Source organism: Saliniferula longa, from assembly GCF_050789285.1.
Taxonomy (GTDB): Bacteria; Pseudomonadota; Alphaproteobacteria; order Rhodobacterales; family Rhodobacteraceae; genus CAVPWP01.
In genome coordinates this window covers 718,373-735,621 of record NZ_JBOUVX010000002.1, presented here as the reverse complement: position 1 = coordinate 735,621, position 17,249 = coordinate 718,373, and the positions used below count along the sequence as shown (strand labels likewise).

Genomic DNA, 17,249 nt, shown 5'->3' with positions numbered 1-17,249 from the left:
GAAGATGACGAAGGCAACAAGAATGCCCTGCCGCGCCAGCAGCTTTCCGATGGCGCCGCTGGCGGTGCGACCTGACGTGCGCGGCTTGCCGCCCTCGGTCACGCCAGTGCCCGTCGCTGCTTTCCCTTCGACGGCCTCGGCCATCCGGTTCCTCCCTTCGATCCCCTGAGCCGGCCTCAGACCAGCGTCATGCCCCCGTCGATCATCACGATCTGTCCCGTCATGTAGTCGCTGTCGGGCGACGCAAGGAACGTGGTCGTGCCGGTGATGTCGGCCGGCGTCGCCACGCGCCCCTTCAGGATGCCGGCCGAAAATTCCTCCATCGCCTGGCCCGGACGCGACGCGGCGCCGATGGCCATCAGGTCGCGGTCGACCTCGTCCCACATCTCGGTGGCCACCACCCCGGGGGCGAACCCTGTCACGGTGATGCCATGTTTCGCAAGGTCGCGCGCGCCGGACTGCGTCAGCGACACCACCGCCCACTTGCTGGCGCAATAGGGCGCGACGTTGTCGAAGCCCTGCCGGCTGGCAACGGACGCGGTGTTGATGATCTTGCCACCCGTGCCCTGCGCGATCATCTGGCGCGCGGCCTCCTGCATGCCGATGAGGCAGCCAAGCCCGTTCACGCCCATGATGAAGTTCCAGTTGTCCTCGGTCACGTCGAGGAAATTCATCGGCTTGTTGACGCCCGCGTTGTTGAACTTGACATCAAGCCGTCCGAAGCGGGCGACGACCCCGGCGATCATGTCGCGCACGGCGGCACGGTCGCGCACGTCGACGGCGGCCGACATCGCATCGCCGGCCCTCCCGTTCAGCCGGGCGTTCGCGGCTTCGGCCACCTCGGCCACCTTTTCGCCGTTGAGGTCGGCGAAACAGACCTGTGCGCCGGCGTCAAGCAACGCCTCGCCGATGGCCCGACCGATGCCCTGGGCCCCGCCCGTCACGATGCAGACCCGTCCCGTTACGCGTCCCATGCCGCCCTCCCTGCTGCACGACGTTGAAAAGCGGCGGCGCGCACGCAATCGCGCGCGCCGCCGGTCGTGTGTCAGAACACCGGCTTGGTGAAGTCGCCCATGTTGTCCTGGGTGATCTTCGGCGTATCGAAGTAGTTGAGGAAGGGGACGTCCTTGCCCTCGAGCACGTCGATGGCGGTCTGAAGCGCGGCTTCGGCGTCGTCGACCGGGGACTGGTAGATCGATCCCCAGTATTCGCCGCGTTCCATCGCTTCGTAGCCGACCGCGAAGTTGGTGGCGCCGACGAAGATGATGCCGTCACGGCCGGCCGCCTTGGCGGCGTTCAGGGCGCCCACGCCCATGTTGTCATCGCCCGAGTACACGCCGTCGATGTCGTCGTACTTGACGAGGAACGCCTCCATCACCTTCTGCGACTTCTCGCGGTTCCAGTCGCCCGGCTGTGTCTCGACAAGGGTCACGTTCGGGCAGACCTCGGGCAGGCGATCCTCGAAGCCCTTGGCGCGCTCGATGGCGGTGGTGTAGCCGGGCTGGCCCGAGATCTGGACGATGCGGGCCTCGTTCTCGATGCCCATTTCCTTGAACTTGTCGCACATGATCTCGGCCGAGCGCGCGCCCTGGGTGATGTTGTCGGGCCCCGAGAACGACTTGACGAAGTCAAAGCCCTGTTCGGCGATGTTCGAGTTCGTGACGATCACCGGTATGTCGGCGCTGTGCGCCTTGCGCACGGCGGGGATCACGGCTTCGCCGTTCGTCGGCCAGATGATGATCGCGTCGACTTCCTGCTGGATCAGGTCTTCCATCTGGGCGATCTGGCGGGCCACGTCACCGCCGGCGTCAAGCACGACGGTCTCGATGTTGGGGTTGGCCTCGGCGGCGGCGATGAAGGCCTTTTCATAGGTCGTCTGATAGCTGTCGACCCCCACGTTGTTCTGGGTGATGCCGATCTTCCAGGTCTCGGCGATGGCGCCGCCCGCCCCGGCAAGTCCGAAGGCGGCGGTGGTTGCGGCCAGGATGGCCTTGGTCGAGAATGTCATGTCTGGGCTCCTCCCCAAGAGATTTTCGGCGGCGTCACGCATCGTCCACCGGACGACCGCGACGATCCTGCCTTGCGCACAGTGAAGGCGATTTCCAGCCATCGCGCCCCCGTTTGATTTATCCACAACGGACATTTTTCTATCCATTTTGGATTTCTTTTGGATACTGACCTATGGCCGATGACGCGATCAAGGGGGTCTGACATGCGAAAGACAAAGACATCCAAACCGGATGTGCCTGGGATGGCGCTTTTGAACAGGGAAACCGGACGACTTGTCCGAAACGAGCATCTCCCGTCTTCCGGACGGGCATCGGGGGCGCCAGCGACAGCGTCGGCCGACCTCATGTCGGTGGTTCAGTTCCTCGAAGACCTCTGCGTCGAGGTCGACTCGGCGCTCGATCCCAACGCGCCCAATCCCTACCTGAACATGAGCCTGCATCTGATCCGATGCCATCTGGAAGGGCGGCTGGTGACCGCCTCGACCATGGTCTCGGCCGCCGGGGTTCCCTATGCGACGGCGACGCGCAAGCTGGCCGAACTACAGAAGGCCGGCCTGGTCGAACTGCGACCGCGGACGAAAAGCGGCAAGAGCTTCTCGCTGCATCCAAGCGCGCGCCTTCTCGAGACCTACAGCCAATTGGCCGACCGGCTTCAGCGTCTGGCCCAGGTCAGCTTCGGGGCGATGACACCCGGCGCGACGACGGCAGACTACTACTTCGGCGGCTCCTACATGCCGGGGCAGACCCTGATCCAGCCGCCGCGCGCCCTGCCCTCGCCGCTGAACCTTGCCGGGGGCCTGCGCATCCTGGTGCACGGCGATCCGACCTTCATGGTGATGGAGAACCTCAAGCGCCAGTTCGAGCAGATCGTCGGAACCAAGATCGCCCAGCGCGCCTTTTCGATCGACCGGCTTCGCCAGGAGGCGCTGCGCAACGCCACGCGCGCCAGCAGCCGCTACGACCTGATCGCCGTGGACCTTCCCTGGATCGGCGAGTTCGTCGAGAAGGGCGTGCTTCTGCCGCTTGACTCGGTGATGGACACCGACCGGCTTGACCCGGGCGATTTCCATGCCGCCGGCTGGCAGGCCGCGCACTGGGGCGGCCGCCCCTACGGTGTTCCAAGCCAGACGACGCCCGAACTTCTGTTCTATCGCCGGGATCTGTTCGCGAAGGCCGGACTCAAGCCGCCGGCGACCTGCGACGAGGTGCTGGCCGCGGCGCGCAAGCTGCACGATCCGCGCCATGGCCTTTACGGCATCGCCTGGAACGCGGCGCGCGGCACGGCCCTTGGTCACACGGTGATGATGACCCTGGCCGACTTCGGCCAGCCCATCGTCGAGATGCCCGAGATCGCCGGCGGCTATGACGCCCGCACGCTGAACCGCGGCGGCATCCGCCCGACGATCGACACGCCGCGCGGGCTCGAGGCGGCGGAGTATCTGATGGCGCTTCTGGATTTCTCACCCCCCGACATCCTGTCGATGTCCTGGTACGAGCGGATCCGCCCCTATGCGGCAGGGCGCATCGCCATGGCCTATGGCTATACGCTGCTGGCGCCGTACTTCGAGCTTGACGCAAGTTCGCCGGCCCATGGGCAGACCGGGTATCTGCCCCATCCCCACGGGCCCTCCGGCGCGCCGATCGCACCTGTGGGCGGCTACGTTCTGGGCATCCCTGCGAACCTTCAGCCCGACCGCATCGACGCCGCGGTCGAGGCGCTGATCGCCTTCACGTCGGCCGAGGCGCAGAAGCTTTACATCCAGAATGGCAGCCGGACCGCGCCACGCTATTCGGTCGGCACCGACCCCGAGGTCCGGCGTCTTTCGCCGATCTTCGAGATCGTCGACGAGATGTCCTGGCGCGACGAATTGCAGTTCTGGCCGCGCCCGCCGGTGCCGCAGATCCCCGACATCATCTCGATCTGCGGGGAAGAATTCCACGACATGCTTCGCGGGGTGATCACGCCGCGCGAAGCGCTGAGCCGCGCACAGTCCCGTGCCGAGGACATCATGACCTGAGGGAGGATCACATGGACCCCAATCGACTGAAAGACAAGAACATTCTGATCACCGGAGCCGCCCAGGGAATGGGCGCCGCCAACGCCGAATACTTTGCGGCGCAGGGGGCGAACGTGGCCTTGGGCGACGTCAACGTCGATGGGGTGAACGAGGTGGCAGCACGGATCAACGCCGGCTCCGGCGGGCGGGCGATCGCGATGAAGCTCGACGTGACCAAGCGGGCCGACCACACCGCGGCGGTGAACGCTTGCGCCGAGGAATTCGGCTCGATCAACGTCATGCTGAACAACGCCGGCATCAACAAGCCGCGCATGTTCCTTGATATCGACGAAGACAACTGGGACCAGATCATGGACATCAACGCCAAGGGCATGCTGTTCGGCATGCAGGAGGCGGCGAAGAAGATGATCGCGCAGGGCCCGATGGAGGATCACCCCTACAAGATCATCAACGTGGGTTCGATCGTCAGCCGCACGGCGTTTCTGGACGTGATCCCGTACAGCTGCTCGAAGTACTGCGCGCTGGCCATGATCATCGGTGGCGCGAAGGCCCTGTGGGAGCACAAGATCACGGTCAACGGATACGGTCCGGGCGTGGTGCACACCGAACTGTGGAAGCAGCTCGACAAGGACCTTGTCGAGATCGGCATGTTCAAGGAAGAGGGCCAGTCGCTCGAGACGCTGCGCGAGACGATGATCCTGATGAAGAAGCTGTCGACGCCGGATGACGTGAAAGGCACGGCGGCCTTTCTGTGCTCGTCGGAAAGCGACTACATGACAGGCCAGCTCATCATGATCGACGGCGGCATCATCATGCAGTGATGCATCCTGCGCGCCCGCCGGCCGGGTGGGCGCGCAGGCCGAGGTTTCCCTTGTGAGCGCCTGGGACCCCGGACAAGATCGCCCGGAACGATCTGCGGAGCGCACGATGCCCGGGCGAAGCCTTATCATCCTCAACCCCAATTCCTCGGACATCGTCACGGCGGCGATCGACAGGGCAGTTGCGCCGTTACGGGCTGCGGGCGTCCCGTTGCGCTGCGTCACGTCGCAGGACGGTCCGAAGGCCATTGAAAACCAGCGCGACGGCGATCTGTCGATCGGGCCGATGCTGGCCCTTGCCGCCCGGCTTGAACCCGAGGCACTGGGGTTCGTGATCGCGTGCTATTCCGACCCCGGTCTTCACGCCCTGCGCGATCAGACGCGGCTTCCGGTCACCGGAATCCAGCGCGCGTCGGTCGCGATGGCGATGTCGATCGCCGACCGGTTCGGGGTCATCGCGATCCTCGACTCTTCGGTGCGTCGGCAGCGCAGAAGCTTCGCCGCGATGGGTGTCACGTCGATGTGGTGCGGCAGCCGCGCCCTTGGCCTTGGCGTGGCCGACCTTGCCGATCCCAACAAGACCGCCGCACGGCTGATCGAGGTTGGCTGTCGGCTGCGCGACGAGGACGGCGCCGAGGTGCTGATCCTCGGCTGCGCCGGCATGGCCGATTACCGCGATTTCGTCGCATCGGAAACCGGCCTTCCGGTGGTCGAACCGTCGCAGGCGGCGGTGTCGGTGATGATCGGACAAAGACTGAGCGCCGGGGCGGCACCGCGACCATCCTAGACGCCTTCCCTGGGCCTGACGGCGCCCGCACGTGGAACGCAGCGCCAAGAGGCCCGCCTGCCCCCTAGCCCTTGCGACGCGGCGGGGCATCCCCGCCCCGGCCGGGTCCCTTCGGACGTCCGCTGCGGGGCTTGCCCTTGCCGGGACGGTCCATCCGCTTCGAGGTGTCCGAGGCGCCGGGCCGCGCCTTGTCCCGCGTGGCCGCACCGGTCGGCGTCGGGGCCCCGGCAGACTGCGGCTTGTCCTTGGGCCTTGCCCAATCCTTCTTGCCCGCCCCCGGCCTTCCGGCCCCCGGCTTTCCGGCACCCGACTTTGCCCAGCCCGGCTTGCCCGCAGCCTCCTTGCGAGGGCCGTGCCGAGGCTTCCGGGGGGCGTCTGCGGCGGGCGCGTCGGCTGGAGGCCGGACGGCAGCCGCATCCGCCGGCCCCGATCGCTCGGGACGCGCCGGTCTGGCGCCCTGACCTTGCGCACGCGAGGGCTTGCGGTCTGCCTTGCCTCCGGTCCGAAACGCCCGCTCAGGGCCCTTCACAGAACGGACGTGTTTCTCCGGCCGGGCCTTGGCCGGGGCAGGTTCCGTCACTTCGGCACGGGCAGCGTCCGTCCCGCCCTGCGCGGGCACAGGCTCTTGCCGGCGCGGGCGCGCCGGCAAGGAAGCGGGTGTAGGGGCAGGCGCTGGGGCGGTCTGGGGCGCGTCAGGTGACGAACCTTCGGACAGGCGCGCACGAATGTCCTCTTCCAGCACGCCCTCGGGGCCGATCCGGTCAAGGAACCCCGGCACCGCCGCCTCGGCGATCTCGACAAGGGTGGTGTCGGGGCGCACGCGGATCTTGCCGATCTGCGATTTCTCCAGATTTCCCGCGCGGCAAAGCAGGGGCAAAAGCCAGCGCGCCTCGGCCCTGCGGTCGTGCCCGACCGAGAGTTCGAACCAGACCGACGGCCCAAAGGCCGCACGTTCGGGGCGCGGGCTGCCGGGGGTCGGCGGCGCGTTCAGTTCCTCGGGGGCGGACAGCCGGGCGCGATAGAACCGCAGGCAGGCAGCGGCGATCTGCTCGGGCGTGTGCTCTGCCAGAAGACGCGCGGCGAACGTGGCTTCGGCCGGGGTCATCTCGGGCGTCCAGACCGGATCGGCAAGAAGGCGTGTCTCGTCGAGGGCGAAGATTTCCTCGGGTGTCGGGGCAAAGGTCCATTCGGCTTCGATCTTCGCCCATTTCAGAAGCCGCGCGGCCTTCGACGTCGCCTTGTCGGGCACGATAAGCGCGGAAATCCCCTTGCGGCCGGCACGGCCGGTGCGGCCCGACCGGTGCAGAAGCGCCTCGGTGTTGGTGGGCAGATCGGCATGAATCACCAGATCGAGGTTCGGCAGGTCCAGCCCCCGGGCAGCCACGTCGGTGGCGACGCAGACCCTTGCCCGGCCGTCGCGCATGGCCTGAAGGGCGTGGCTGCGTTCGTCCTGGCTCAGCTCTCCGGAAAGGCTGACTGCCGAAAGGCCACGGTTGGCGAACCGGGCGGCCAGCCGGTTCACCGCGGCCCGCGTGTTGGCGAACACGATCGCGGTCGGTGCATCGTGAAAGCGCAGAAGGTTGATGATGGCGTGTTCCGCATCGGCGGCCGACACCTGCACCACCTGATAGGCGATGTCGGCATGCTGCGATCCACGGCCCAGCGTCGTCACGCGCACCGCGTCGCGCTGGTACTGTTTGGCAAGCTCGGCGATCGCGGGCGGAACCGTCGCGGAAAACAGCAGGGTCCGTCGGTCCGCGGGCGCCTCTGCCAGCATGAATTCCAGATCTTCGCGGAAGCCGAGGTCAAGCATCTCGTCCGCTTCGTCCAGCACGATGGCGCGGATATCCGCCAGGTCGAACGCGCCACGCGTGATATGATCGCGCAGCCGGCCGGGGGTGCCCACCACGATATGCGCGCCGCGTTCCAGCGCGCGCCGTTCCTCGCGCGCGTCCATCCCGCCGATGCAGGACACGACCCGCGCCCCTGCCTTCGCGTAAAGCCATGCCAGTTCCCGCTGCACCTGAAGCGCAAGCTCGCGCGTCGGCGCGACGACCAGCGCCAGCGGCAAGGCCGGCGGGCCAAGCCGGTCCGCGTCCCCCAGAAGCGTGGGGGCGATGGCAAGGCCGAAGCCCACGGTCTTGCCCGACCCGGTCTGGGCCGAAACCAGCAGGTCGGCCCCCGCAAGGTCAGGGGCGGTTACGGCCTGCTGCACGTCGGTCAGGGCATCGAACCCGCGTTCGGCAAGGGCTTCGGAAAGGGTCGGGATCATGCGGGGGCTGTCCGTCGTGGCAAGGGCCGGCAGGGTGCGGCGAAGGCTGCATGGCTAGGGTATCGCGCGCCGGCTGTCTAGGCGCATGCGCGCCCCGGACGTCAAAACGGCATGACGCGCGAAAGGCGGCAGACGCCGCGCGCAGCCCGTTTCAGTTGAGGGGCCCGCGGGAGGAAGTTCCCGATCAACCTAGATCAGAAGACGATCGACGTGGTGCTGAGACCACGTCCTGCTTTCCTTGGTCATGCCGTGAGTTCCAAACCAGCCGCCGACTGTCATTTCCTGCTCGACCGTCCCCGGTGGAAACCGCTGCGCGCCCCCATCTGCGAATACCACCTTGTCGAATCTCACCCGGACCAAATGCGCCTTGGAAATCTCGGCACGAGAAAAGGAGTATTTGGGCCAGTGCACTGGGCAGCTCAGGAACACAACGCGATCGTATTTCACCCCAAGCCGGGTTGAGGAAATGACCACGTTTCCCCCATGACTGTGACAGACGATGTCGCTGCCCGAAAACCCATGAAGTTCCACCCAGTTTCTCAGGTTCTTCGCGGCAACATACCGGCCGCGATCCGACCAGCGCCCCTCCCAGTCGAAGAAGTTCCCGCCGGAATAAATGTCGGTTCGAAAGCTTCGTATGTGATTGTGCAGGTCCCCGATGTGCGGGTGATACCACACAGGGTCAGGGTTCACATCGAAGTGCGTTCCGTGAATCAGGGTGACGCCATTCGATCTGTTCGAAACGGCCGCGACACCGCCCGGGTCGCCCCCGATGCGGCCCGCACTGCCGGACCTTGAAGAAAGACCAAGCGATCTGGAAATCGACGGAAAGAGCGCAAGAAAAATCTCCTGGGCGACGATATCGAGGTCGTCCCAGACCGATATGAAATGACTGATCCGAGGCAGTATCCCCAGACTTGAAATCGTGAATAGCTTCATCGCGCTGCTCAACGCGCAGATGCGGATCAGGTCGTCTGGGGAAGACAGCCCGATCTTGATCGCGCCCAAAATGTCCTCGGGTGATCGGGTTTCCTCGGCGGCCATTATGGCTTCGGCAAGAAGTCGATCATGATCAGGCCGATCGCGTTCTTCGGCTATGAAATCCTCATCCTGCGCGCCCCTGACCTCCTCGAGATTCACTCTCCCGCCTTCTACAAGCGCGCGGGGAGGCGCATTTGGAAACCCAAGTTCTTCCATTTCGTCAGGAGGAAGATACTCGGGCCTTCGATCGTCCGGTACGGTCAGGTATGCGGCGCGCGAAATCAGATAGGCGCCTATGGTCGCGGTTGCGGCATCGAACCCCTCATCACGATAAGAAGACCGAAAGAGCTCGACGCTTTGCCTCAAGCCGATGGGATTCTGAATTTCGGGCATCGCTTCACCTTCCTTTCCACGCTGCGCCGCAGTCTAGACCAGCACCTCCATCTCCGCCTGCGTTCCCACGCCGAACACCTGTTTGTAGCGCTCGATCTCGGCCTTCGGGCCGGTCGCCTTGTTGGGATTGTCCGAAATCTTGACGCAGGGGCGTCCGTTCGCCTCGGTCGCCTTGCAGACCAGGCTGAAGGGCGCAAGGCGGTCGTCGGGGGTCAGGCCGCGGAAATCGTTGGTCAGAAGCGTGCCCCAGCCGAAGCTCACGATCACCCGGCCCGAGAACTGGCGGTGGAGTTCCTCGATCTTGTCGACGTCCAGACCGTCCGAGAAGATCACGAGCTTCTTCGTCGGGTCCTCGCCGCGCTGCTTCCACCAGGCGATGGCGATCTCGGCACCTTCGGCGGGATCGCCGCTGTCGATCCGCACCCCGGTCCATCCCGCAAGCCAGTCCGGCGCGTTGCGAAGGAAGTTCCTTGTGCCGTAGGTGTCGGGCAGGATGATGCGCAGGTTGCCCGAATGCTCTTCGTGCCAGTCCGCCAGCACCTTGTAGGGCGCCTCGGCCAGTTCGGCGTCGCTGTCGGCCAGAGCGGCATAGACCATGGGCAATTCATGCGCGTTCGTGCCGATCGCCTCGATGTCGCGGCGCATGGCGATCAGGCAGTTCGAAGTGCCGATGAAGGCGCCCCCCAACCCTTCGAGCATGGCCTGCACGCACCAGTCCTGCCAGAGAAAGGAATGCCGCCGCCGCGTGCCGAAGTCGGCAAGCCGCAGGTTGGGAAGCGTGCGCAGCCGTTCGACCTTTTCCCACAGCTTGGTCATGGCGCGGGCATAAAGCACCTGAAGCTCGAACCGGCCGAGGTCGCGCAGAACCGCGCGCGACCGAAGCTCCATCAACACCGCAAGCGCGGGGATTTCCCACAGCATGACCTCGGGCCATTTGCCTTCGAACGTCAGTTCGTACTGATCGCCCACGCGCTCGAGGTGGTAAGGTGGAAGGCGCAGCGCCTCGAACCACTCCATGAAGTCGGGGCGGAACATCTGGCGCTTTCCGTAGAAGGTGTTGCCCCGCAGCCAGGTGGATTCGCCGCGCGCCAGCGACAGCGACCGGACGTGATCCAGTTGCTCGCGCAGCTCGCCCTCATCCACCAGCTTGGCCAGCGGGACGGATTGCGTGCGGTTGATCAGGCTAAAGGTGACGTTGGTGTCGGGCTTGTTGCGAAAGACCGACTGACACATCAGCAGCTTGTAGAAATCGGTATCGAGAAGCGACCGGACGATCGGGTCGATCTTCCAGTGATGGTTGTAGACCCGGGTGGCGATATCGACCATGGGCGGCCTCCTGTCCGTTCCGCCCTGTTAGAGCAAAGCCGGACAGGGGCGCGCAAGGGCGTCGGCGGAAACGGCGCCCTCGCCTGGCCAGGCAGGTGGCGGATCGTTGCGGCGACCGGCGCCGGGGATCAGGCCAGACGCACGCCGGCGCCGCGCATCCCGTCGCGCGCGGCGGCAAGGGACCCGGACAGGTCGATGGCCCGGCACAGGCGTTCGACGACCGTCACGCCGAAGCCCAGGCGTGCGGCGTCGACGGCCGAATAGTTCACACAGAAATCCGTCGCGAGGCCGACAAGCGTCAGCGTGTCGATCCCGCGCGCGCGCAGGTAACCCTCAAGCCCCGTCGGCGTTTCGTGATCGTTTTCGAAGAAGGCCGAATAGCTGTCGATCGTGGGGCGAAAGCCCTTGCGAATGACCAGATCGGCTGGATCGGTGCGCAGGTCCGGATGGAAGGCCGCACCGCGCGTCCCGATCACGCAATGATCGGGCCACAGGACCTGCGGGCCATAGGGCATCTCGGTCATGTCGTAGGGCGCGCGCCCGGCATGGGACGAGGCGAACGAGGAATGGCCCGCCGGATGCCAGTCCTGCGTCAGGATCACCGCCGCGAAGTCGTCCATCAGGGCGTTGATCCCGGGCACGATCTCGTCCCCGCCGGGCACGGCAAGCGCGCCGCCGGGGCAGAAGTCGTTCTGGACGTCGATGATGACAAGGGCTTCGTTCGCGGGGCGCATCGGGGCTCCTTTCCGGTCGGTTCTGGGTAGGCGGGGGCAGCTGGGGCGTCAACCTGCCCTTGCAGGGCCGCGACAGGATCGCATAGATCGTGCCCATGGTCACCGTCGCCGCCTTCTATCGCTTCGCGCCCCTCCCGGACCCGGCGGCGCATCGTGGGCCGCTTGCCCAGCTTGCCTGCGGCGCGGGGGTGAGGGGGTCGATCCTGCTGGCGCCCGAGGGCGTGAACGGCACGATCGCGGGGACCGACGAAGGGGTCGGGCGCGTGCTGGGCGCGCTGCGCGCGATTCCCGGGTTCGAGGACCTCGAATGGAAGGAAAGCCGGGCCGACACGATGCCCTTCGACCGGCTGAAGGTCCGTCTGAAGCGCGAGATCGTGACGATGGGCCGCCCCGAGGCCGATCCCGCGCGCGGTGTGGGCACCTATGTGCCGCCGGCCGAGTGGAACGCCCTGATTTCGGCCTCCGACGTCGCGGTGATCGACACGCGCAACGACTACGAGGTCGCGATCGGCACGTTCCGTGGCGCGATCGACCCGGGAACGGCCAGCTTCGGCGATTTCCCCGCCTGGTGGGAGGCGAACCGCGCACGCTTCGAAGGCAAGCGCATCGCCATGTTTTGCACTGGCGGCATCCGCTGCGAAAAGGCCACCGCATGGCTGGTGGCGCAGGGCGTCCAGGGCGTTCACCACCTTGAAGGAGGTATCCTGAAATACCTCGAAGACGTGCCCGAGGCGGACAGCCTGTGGGATGGCGACTGCTATGTCTTCGATCGGCGCGTGTCGGTCGGCCACGGTCTGCGCGAGGGACCGCATGTGATGTGCTTCGCCTGCGGTCGCCCGGTCGCTCCGGAAGAGACTTCGCATCCCGCCTATGAAGCGGGCGTGTCCTGCGCGCGCTGCATCGGCGAATTCGAAGACGCCGACCGCGACCGGTTCCGCGACCGGCAAAGGCAGCGGGCGTGAGCCTTCTGGTTTTCGGAAAGACCGGGCAGGTCGCGCGGGAACTGGCGCGGCGCGCGCCCGGGGCAGACGTCCTTGGCCGCGACGCGGCGGACCTGTCGCAGCCCGAAGCCTGCGCCGCGATGATCCTGGAACGCCAGCCCGCGGCGGTGATCAACGCCGCCGCGTGGACGGCCGTCGACAAGGCCGAAACCGAAAGGGACGCGGCCTTCGTGATCAACGCTCAGGCGCCGGCCGCGATGGCCCGGGCCTGCGCCGCGCTTGGCGTGCCTTTCGTCCACATCTCGACCGACTATGTCTTCGACGGCTCGGGCGACCGACCATGGCGGCCGGACGATCCGACCGGGCCGCTGGGTGTCTATGGCCAGTCGAAGCTTGCCGGCGAAGAGGCGGTCGCCAGGGCCGGCGGCACCTGGGCGGTGCTGCGGACAAGCTGGGTCTTCTCGGCGCATGGCGTCAACTTCGTCAAGACGATGCTGCGGCTGTCGGACACGCGGGACGCAATCTCGGTGGTCGCCGACCAGATCGGTGGCCCGACCCCGGCGGGCGACATCGCGGCGGCCTGCCTGACCATTGCAAAGACCCTGACGTCCGATCCCTCAAAGAGCGGTGTCTATCACTTTTCCGGCGCGCCGGATGCAAGTTGGGCAGACTTCGCGCGCGAGGTCTTCCAGCAGGCGCGGCGCCCTGTCGCCGTCACCGACATCCCGTCCGAGGCCTATCCCACGCCCGCGCCGCGGCCGCGGAATTCGCGACTTGACTGCAGCACGACGAAAACGGTCTTTGGGATCGACCGGCCCGACTGGCGCGCGGGGCTTGCCGCCGTGCTGGACGAGTTGGCACAGGCATGAAGGCGAAGGAACATCCATGACGACGCGGAAAGGCATCATCCTGGCCGGAGGATCGGGCACGCGGCTTTATCCGATCACCATCGCGGTGTCGAAGCAGCTTCTGCCGATCTACGACAAGCCGATGATCTACTATCCGCTCAGCGTGCTGATGCTGTCGGGCATCCGCGAGATCGCGGTCATCACCACCCCCGAGGATCAGGCCCAGTTCCAACGCCTGATGGGCGACGGGTCGCAATGGGGGCTGAGCCTGACGTGGATCACGCAGGCCTCGCCCGACGGACTGGCGCAGGCCTATCTCCTGGCCGAGAATTTCCTTGCCGGCGCGCCCTCGGCGATGGTGCTGGGCGACAACATCTTCTTCGGTCACGGGCTGCCGCAGGTGCTGGAACGGGCGGATGCCCGGACGTCCGGCGGCACAGTCTTCGGATATCGCGTGGCCGATCCCGAGCGCTATGGCGTCGTCGATTTCGACGGCGACCGCGTGAAGGCGATCATCGAGAAGCCCGAGGTGCCGCCGTCGAACTTTGCCGTTACCGGTCTTTACTTCCTTGACGGCGACGCGCCCCGGCTGGCGGCCAACGTCACGCCATCGGCGCGCGGCGAACTCGAGATCACCTCGCTGCTCGAGATGTATCTTCAGCGTGGCGACCTGACCGTCGAGAAGCTTGGCCGCGGCTATGCCTGGCTTGATACCGGCACGCACGGGTCCTTGCTGGATGCGGGCAACTTCGTCCGCACGCTCGAGGCGCGGCAGGGGCTTCAGACCGGCTCGCCAGAAGAGATCGCATTCGACCAGGGGTGGATCGGCCGCGACACGTTGATGGCCGCGGCCGAACGGTTCGGAAAGACGACCTATGGCCGCTATCTGAAACGTCTCGCCGAAGGCTGAGGCGTCAGGTCGTCAGGCGGCCGGGGCGACCCGTGGCGCAAGGCCGTAGTCCTCGAGAACCTCGGCATATTCCGGGTCCTGACTTGCCAGGTGCAGCGTGGCGCGCAACATGCCGGCTTTCGAGCCGCAATCGAACCGCGTTCCGCTGAAGGCGAAACCGGCAAGTCCCACGCGGTCGATGCCCTTCGCGATCGCGTCGGTCAGCTGGATTTCCCCGCCTGCGCCGGGGGCCTGGGCGGCAAGATCGTCGAAGATCGACGCATCGAGAACATAACGCCCAACCACCGCATGACGGGATGGCGCGTCCTTGGGGTTCGGTTTTTCGACCATCCCCCTGGCAGGGAAAAGTCGCCCTTGGGCAGCAGCGGTTCCGGTATCGGTGTCAAGGATGCCATACTTGCCGGTTTCCTGCGCCGCGACCTCCATCGTCGCGACCAGATGCCCCGTCCCGGCCGTGGCGTAGACATCGATCATCTCGGAAAGACAGCCCGGTTCGCCAAGGATCAGGTCGTCGGGAAGAATGACTGCGGCGGGCCCGGGAAGGACGTGATCTCGGGCGCAGAGCACCGCGTGCCCCAGGCCAAGCGGTTGGTGCTGAAAGGTGAAGATCACGTCGTCCTCGGGCGTGCGCAGGGCCGTTTCGGCCAGTGCAGCGGCAAGGCCTGCCTTGCCACGGGCTTGCAGATCCGCCCGAAGCGCGGCGTCATCCATGACGTGCCGTTCGATCGCGGCTTTCGAGGGATGGCTGACAAAGACCAGCCGTTCGATCCCCGCTGCCTTCGCCTCATCGATGGCGTATTGGATCAGGGGGGTGTCGATCACCGGCAGAAGCTCCTTCGGGGTGGCCTTGGTCGCTGGCAGAAAGCGCGACCCCAGGCCAGCCACCGGGAAGATCGCGGTGCGGACGGGTCCGGTCTTGGTCACTGTCTTCTCCTTAATGGTTCATGTTCGCGCCCCTACGAGAGGCACCCCCTCGATATAGTGCCGCAACGCAGAAACGTCAAAAAGCGACGCAGCAATGGTCGTTTTTGATGAATTGCGAATGTTTTCGGCGGATTTTCGCCGAGGATTCCGCCAGTTCGCCCAAAACATGTGCGTAAGTAAGGTCATTACGGAAAGATCTCGCCGCAGAGCGGCATAAAGGGTTGAACCCGGGCGCAAATGCCCCAACCCTATAGAGGACACCCCGTGCGACCGATGGCGCGGGATCTCCGGCCCAGCGCCCCTTCAGGCGGTGCGGCGCCCCCGATTGTGGGGCGCGCGGCAGAAAAACAAGACGAGGTGACCATGAAGATCGAAGCCGTCGACGGCGACCCCATTCCTTTTCGCGCATCCCCTTACGCCACGGTGGCCGTGATCGGCGCAGGGTCCTGGGGCACCGCGCTGGCCGCCACGGCGGCACGGTCGGGCGCGCGGGTCCGGCTTTGGGGACGCAACCGACAGGTGGTGGACGCGATCAACCGGACCCACCGCAACGACCGGCATCTTGCCGATGTGCCCCTGCCCAGCCGGCTTGCGGCGGTGCATGACATGGCAAACGCCCTGGCAGGCGCCGAGGCGGTTCTGATCGTCGTGCCTTCGCGCAGCGTCAGGTCGGTGGCGCGGCAGGTCGCCGAATACATCGGTCCCGACGTGCCGGTCGCCATCTGCGCCAAGGGGATCGAGGACGAGACCGGCCTGCTGATGACACAGGTCGCCGCCGAGGAACTGGGGGCGCGCCCGTTGGGCACGGTTTCGGGGCCGACCTTCGCGCGTGAGACCGCGCTGAACCATCCAACGGCAGCCACGGTCGCCTTTCCCTTCAGCCATGCCGACCGGCTTGCGCCCGCCACCAGCCCGGCCGCGCGCCTGGCGCTCACCCTGACCACCGAAAGCTTTCGCGCCTATGTCTCGGACGATCTTGTCGGGGTCGAGGTCTGCGGCGCGGTCAAGAACGTGATCGCCATTGCCTGCGGCATGATGTCAGGCGCGGGTTTCGCCGAGAACACGCGCGCCGCCCTCATCACGCGCGGCGTCGACGAGATGAAGGCGCTGGCCGAAGCGCTGGGCGGGCGACGCGAAACGGTGACCGGTCTGTCGGGCATTGGCGACCTGACGCTGACCTGTTCAAGCACGACCTCGCGCAACATGACGCTGGGCATGCAGCTGGGGCAAGGTATCGCGCGGGCCGACTGCTTTGACGGCCGCCCCGTGGTGGTCGAGGGCGAGGCCAACGCGCGCTCGGTGACCGATCTTGCGCGGCGCGCGGGCGTGGCCATGCCGATCTGCGAGGCGGTGCGTGCGGTGCTGCACGAAGGTGCGCATCTGGGCAGAACTTTCGCAGGCCTCTGGTCGCGCCCGATCGAGGCCGAACCGCGCGCCCTGGCGCTGTCGCTGGACCATCCGGCAGCGGATGCTGCGATTGCGGCACTGGCGGAAAGGATCCACGCATGACCCGCCACGAAACGCCGACGCGGGCGACCATCTCTGCGAAACACATGGTGCTTGCAACCGATCTTGACGGGACCTTCCTCGGCGGAGAGGACGAAGACAGGTCCGCGCTTTATGCCTGGATCGAGACGCATCGCGAAACGGTCGGACTTGTCTTCGTCACCGGCCGCGACCCCAGGTTCATCGCCGATCTGACCGATGGAACCGGGGTCCCGCGTCCCGATTATGTCGTGGGCGATGTCGGCACCACCATCGCAGAGGTCGGGCCCGAGGGCGATATCCGACCGATCCCCGCCCTCGAGGCCGAGATCGCGCAGGGCTGGAACGACGCCGGCGATCGGGTGCGCACAGCGCTGGAAGGGGCCGCCGGGCTGACGCTTCAGCCCACCGCGTTCCGCTATCGCGTCAGCTACGACCTGGACCTCGAAACCTTCGACGCGCGGACTGTCGCGATGGTCGAGGCGATGGGGTTCGACGTGCTGATATCGGACGATCGGTTCTTCGATGTCCTGCCACGGGGCATCAGCAAGGGTCCGTCGCTTGCGCGCCTGATCGATCACCTTGGCGTCCGGCCCGAGACCTGCCTGGTCGCGGGCGACACGATGAACGACCTGTCGATGCTGGCGCTGGGACTGCCCGCCGTTGCCGTCGGCGGGTCGGAGCCACGCCTGATCGAGGCGCTGAAACCACACGCGCACGTTCACCGCGCGACCGCCCGGGGTGCCGCCGGCATCCGCGAGGCGATCCGCGCCTTCGATCTTCACCCCCACGCCTGAGGAGAC

15 protein-coding genes are annotated in these 17,249 nt (G+C 66.3%); 8 read left to right on the top strand and 7 right to left on the bottom strand.

Annotated features, from left to right (window positions below; all coding sequences use genetic code 11):
- Positions 1-176: 176 nt before the first annotated feature.
- Both ACRDNQ_RS10130 and ACRDNQ_RS10125 read right to left on the bottom strand, forming a co-directional pair.
- Positions 177-974, bottom strand: a complete 798-nt coding sequence (locus ACRDNQ_RS10130; protein WP_431828524.1) for an SDR family oxidoreductase — start codon at positions 972-974, stop codon at positions 177-179.
- Between the two features lie 71 nt (positions 975-1,045).
- Positions 1,046-2,008 carry a sugar ABC transporter substrate-binding protein gene (locus ACRDNQ_RS10125; protein WP_431828523.1) on the bottom strand — a complete coding sequence of 321 codons (963 nt, stop codon included), beginning with the start codon at positions 2,006-2,008 and terminating at the stop codon, positions 1,046-1,048.
- A gap of 345 nt (positions 2,009-2,353) precedes the next feature.
- Here ACRDNQ_RS10125 and ACRDNQ_RS10120 point away from each other — a divergent pair, with 345 nt between their 5' ends.
- The 3 genes from ACRDNQ_RS10120 (at position 2,354) to ACRDNQ_RS10110 (ending at position 5,632) form a co-directional block, all read left to right on the top strand.
- Complete coding sequence (locus ACRDNQ_RS10120; protein WP_431828522.1) at positions 2,354-4,027, top strand: extracellular solute-binding protein; 1,674 nt, start codon at positions 2,354-2,356, stop codon at positions 4,025-4,027.
- Between the two features lie 11 nt (positions 4,028-4,038).
- On the top strand, positions 4,039-4,848 hold the full coding sequence (locus ACRDNQ_RS10115; protein WP_431828521.1) for an SDR family NAD(P)-dependent oxidoreductase: 810 nt from the start codon (positions 4,039-4,041) through the stop codon (positions 4,846-4,848).
- Positions 4,849-4,954: 106 nt separating this feature from the next.
- On the top strand, positions 4,955-5,632 hold the full coding sequence (locus ACRDNQ_RS10110; RefSeq protein WP_431828520.1) for an aspartate/glutamate racemase family protein: 678 nt from the start codon (positions 4,955-4,957) through the stop codon (positions 5,630-5,632).
- Between the two features lie 64 nt (positions 5,633-5,696).
- Here ACRDNQ_RS10110 and ACRDNQ_RS10105 read toward each other — a convergent pair whose 3' ends face one another.
- The 4 genes from ACRDNQ_RS10105 to pncA all read right to left on the bottom strand — a co-directional run bounded on the left by ACRDNQ_RS10105 (position 5,697) and on the right by pncA (position 11,338).
- A complete protein-coding gene (locus ACRDNQ_RS10105) occupies positions 5,697-7,904 on the bottom strand; it encodes a DEAD/DEAH box helicase (protein WP_431828519.1) in 2,208 nt (735 codons plus the stop codon).
- A 189-nt stretch (positions 7,905-8,093) separates the two neighbouring features.
- Positions 8,094-9,278, bottom strand: a complete 1,185-nt coding sequence (locus ACRDNQ_RS10100; RefSeq protein WP_431828518.1) for a hypothetical protein — start codon at positions 9,276-9,278, stop codon at positions 8,094-8,096.
- 33 nt (positions 9,279-9,311) lie between these two features.
- Entirely contained in the window at positions 9,312-10,604 is a 1,293-nt protein-coding gene (gene pncB, locus ACRDNQ_RS10095; RefSeq protein ID WP_431828517.1) for a nicotinate phosphoribosyltransferase, read from the bottom strand.
- Between the two features lie 128 nt (positions 10,605-10,732).
- Positions 10,733-11,338, bottom strand: a complete 606-nt coding sequence (gene pncA, locus ACRDNQ_RS10090) for a bifunctional nicotinamidase/pyrazinamidase (protein WP_431828516.1) — start codon at positions 11,336-11,338, stop codon at positions 10,733-10,735.
- Between the two features lie 95 nt (positions 11,339-11,433).
- Here pncA and trhO point away from each other — a divergent pair, with 95 nt between their 5' ends.
- The 3 genes from trhO to rfbA are packed head-to-tail and all read left to right on the top strand — an operon-like array spanning position 11,434 to position 14,037.
- Entirely contained in the window at positions 11,434-12,300 is an 867-nt protein-coding gene (gene trhO, locus ACRDNQ_RS10085; protein WP_431828515.1) for an oxygen-dependent tRNA uridine(34) hydroxylase TrhO, read from the top strand.
- The gene (gene rfbD / locus ACRDNQ_RS10080) at positions 12,297-13,148 is read left to right on the top strand and encodes a dTDP-4-dehydrorhamnose reductase (RefSeq protein WP_431828514.1); all 852 of its coding nucleotides are present in this window, start codon (positions 12,297-12,299) and stop codon (positions 13,146-13,148) included. Before trhO ends, rfbD begins: the two co-directional genes overlap by 4 nt.
- A gap of 16 nt (positions 13,149-13,164) precedes the next feature.
- Positions 13,165-14,037 carry a glucose-1-phosphate thymidylyltransferase RfbA gene (gene rfbA, locus ACRDNQ_RS10075; RefSeq protein WP_431828513.1) on the top strand — a complete coding sequence of 291 codons (873 nt, stop codon included), beginning with the start codon at positions 13,165-13,167 and terminating at the stop codon, positions 14,035-14,037.
- A gap of 12 nt (positions 14,038-14,049) precedes the next feature.
- On the opposite strand, the gene ACRDNQ_RS10070 is transcribed toward rfbA, so the two are convergent.
- Positions 14,050-14,961 carry a UTP--glucose-1-phosphate uridylyltransferase gene (locus ACRDNQ_RS10070; RefSeq protein WP_431828512.1) on the bottom strand — a complete coding sequence of 304 codons (912 nt, stop codon included), beginning with the start codon at positions 14,959-14,961 and terminating at the stop codon, positions 14,050-14,052.
- 363 nt (positions 14,962-15,324) lie between these two features.
- Here ACRDNQ_RS10070 and ACRDNQ_RS10065 point away from each other — a divergent pair, with 363 nt between their 5' ends.
- Both ACRDNQ_RS10065 and ACRDNQ_RS10060 read left to right on the top strand, forming a co-directional pair.
- On the top strand, positions 15,325-16,470 hold the full coding sequence (locus ACRDNQ_RS10065; protein WP_431828511.1) for an NAD(P)H-dependent glycerol-3-phosphate dehydrogenase: 1,146 nt from the start codon (positions 15,325-15,327) through the stop codon (positions 16,468-16,470).
- A complete protein-coding gene (locus ACRDNQ_RS10060; RefSeq protein WP_431828510.1) occupies positions 16,467-17,243 on the top strand; it encodes an HAD-IIB family hydrolase in 777 nt (258 codons plus the stop codon). Before ACRDNQ_RS10065 ends, ACRDNQ_RS10060 begins: the two co-directional genes overlap by 4 nt.
- The last annotated feature ends 6 nt before the right edge of the window (positions 17,244-17,249 follow it).

Bases quoted from the DNA above. Each gene is read 5' to 3' on its own strand.
- ACRDNQ_RS10130 (WP_431828524.1), bottom strand. From the start codon at position 974: ATGGGACGCGTAACGGGACGGGTCTGCATCGTGACGGGCGGGGCCCAG.
- ACRDNQ_RS10125 (WP_431828523.1), bottom strand. From the start codon at position 2,008: ATGACATTCTCGACCAAGGCCATCCTGGCCGCAACCACCGCCGCCTTC.
- ACRDNQ_RS10120 (WP_431828522.1), top strand. From the start codon at position 2,354: ATGTCGGTGGTTCAGTTCCTCGAAGACCTCTGCGTCGAGGTCGACTCG.
- ACRDNQ_RS10115 (WP_431828521.1), top strand. From the start codon at position 4,039: ATGGACCCCAATCGACTGAAAGACAAGAACATTCTGATCACCGGAGCC.
- ACRDNQ_RS10110 (WP_431828520.1), top strand. From the start codon at position 4,955: ATGCCCGGGCGAAGCCTTATCATCCTCAACCCCAATTCCTCGGACATC.
- ACRDNQ_RS10105 (WP_431828519.1), bottom strand. From the start codon at position 7,904: ATGATCCCGACCCTTTCCGAAGCCCTTGCCGAACGCGGGTTCGATGCC.
- ACRDNQ_RS10100 (WP_431828518.1), bottom strand. From the start codon at position 9,278: ATGCCCGAAATTCAGAATCCCATCGGCTTGAGGCAAAGCGTCGAGCTC.
- pncB (WP_431828517.1), bottom strand. From the start codon at position 10,604: ATGGTCGATATCGCCACCCGGGTCTACAACCATCACTGGAAGATCGAC.
- pncA (WP_431828516.1), bottom strand. From the start codon at position 11,338: ATGCGCCCCGCGAACGAAGCCCTTGTCATCATCGACGTCCAGAACGAC.
- trhO (WP_431828515.1), top strand. From the start codon at position 11,434: ATGGTCACCGTCGCCGCCTTCTATCGCTTCGCGCCCCTCCCGGACCCG.
- rfbA (WP_431828513.1), top strand. From the start codon at position 13,165: ATGACGACGCGGAAAGGCATCATCCTGGCCGGAGGATCGGGCACGCGG.
- ACRDNQ_RS10065 (WP_431828511.1), top strand. From the start codon at position 15,325: ATGAAGATCGAAGCCGTCGACGGCGACCCCATTCCTTTTCGCGCATCC.
- ACRDNQ_RS10060 (WP_431828510.1), top strand. From the start codon at position 16,467: ATGACCCGCCACGAAACGCCGACGCGGGCGACCATCTCTGCGAAACAC.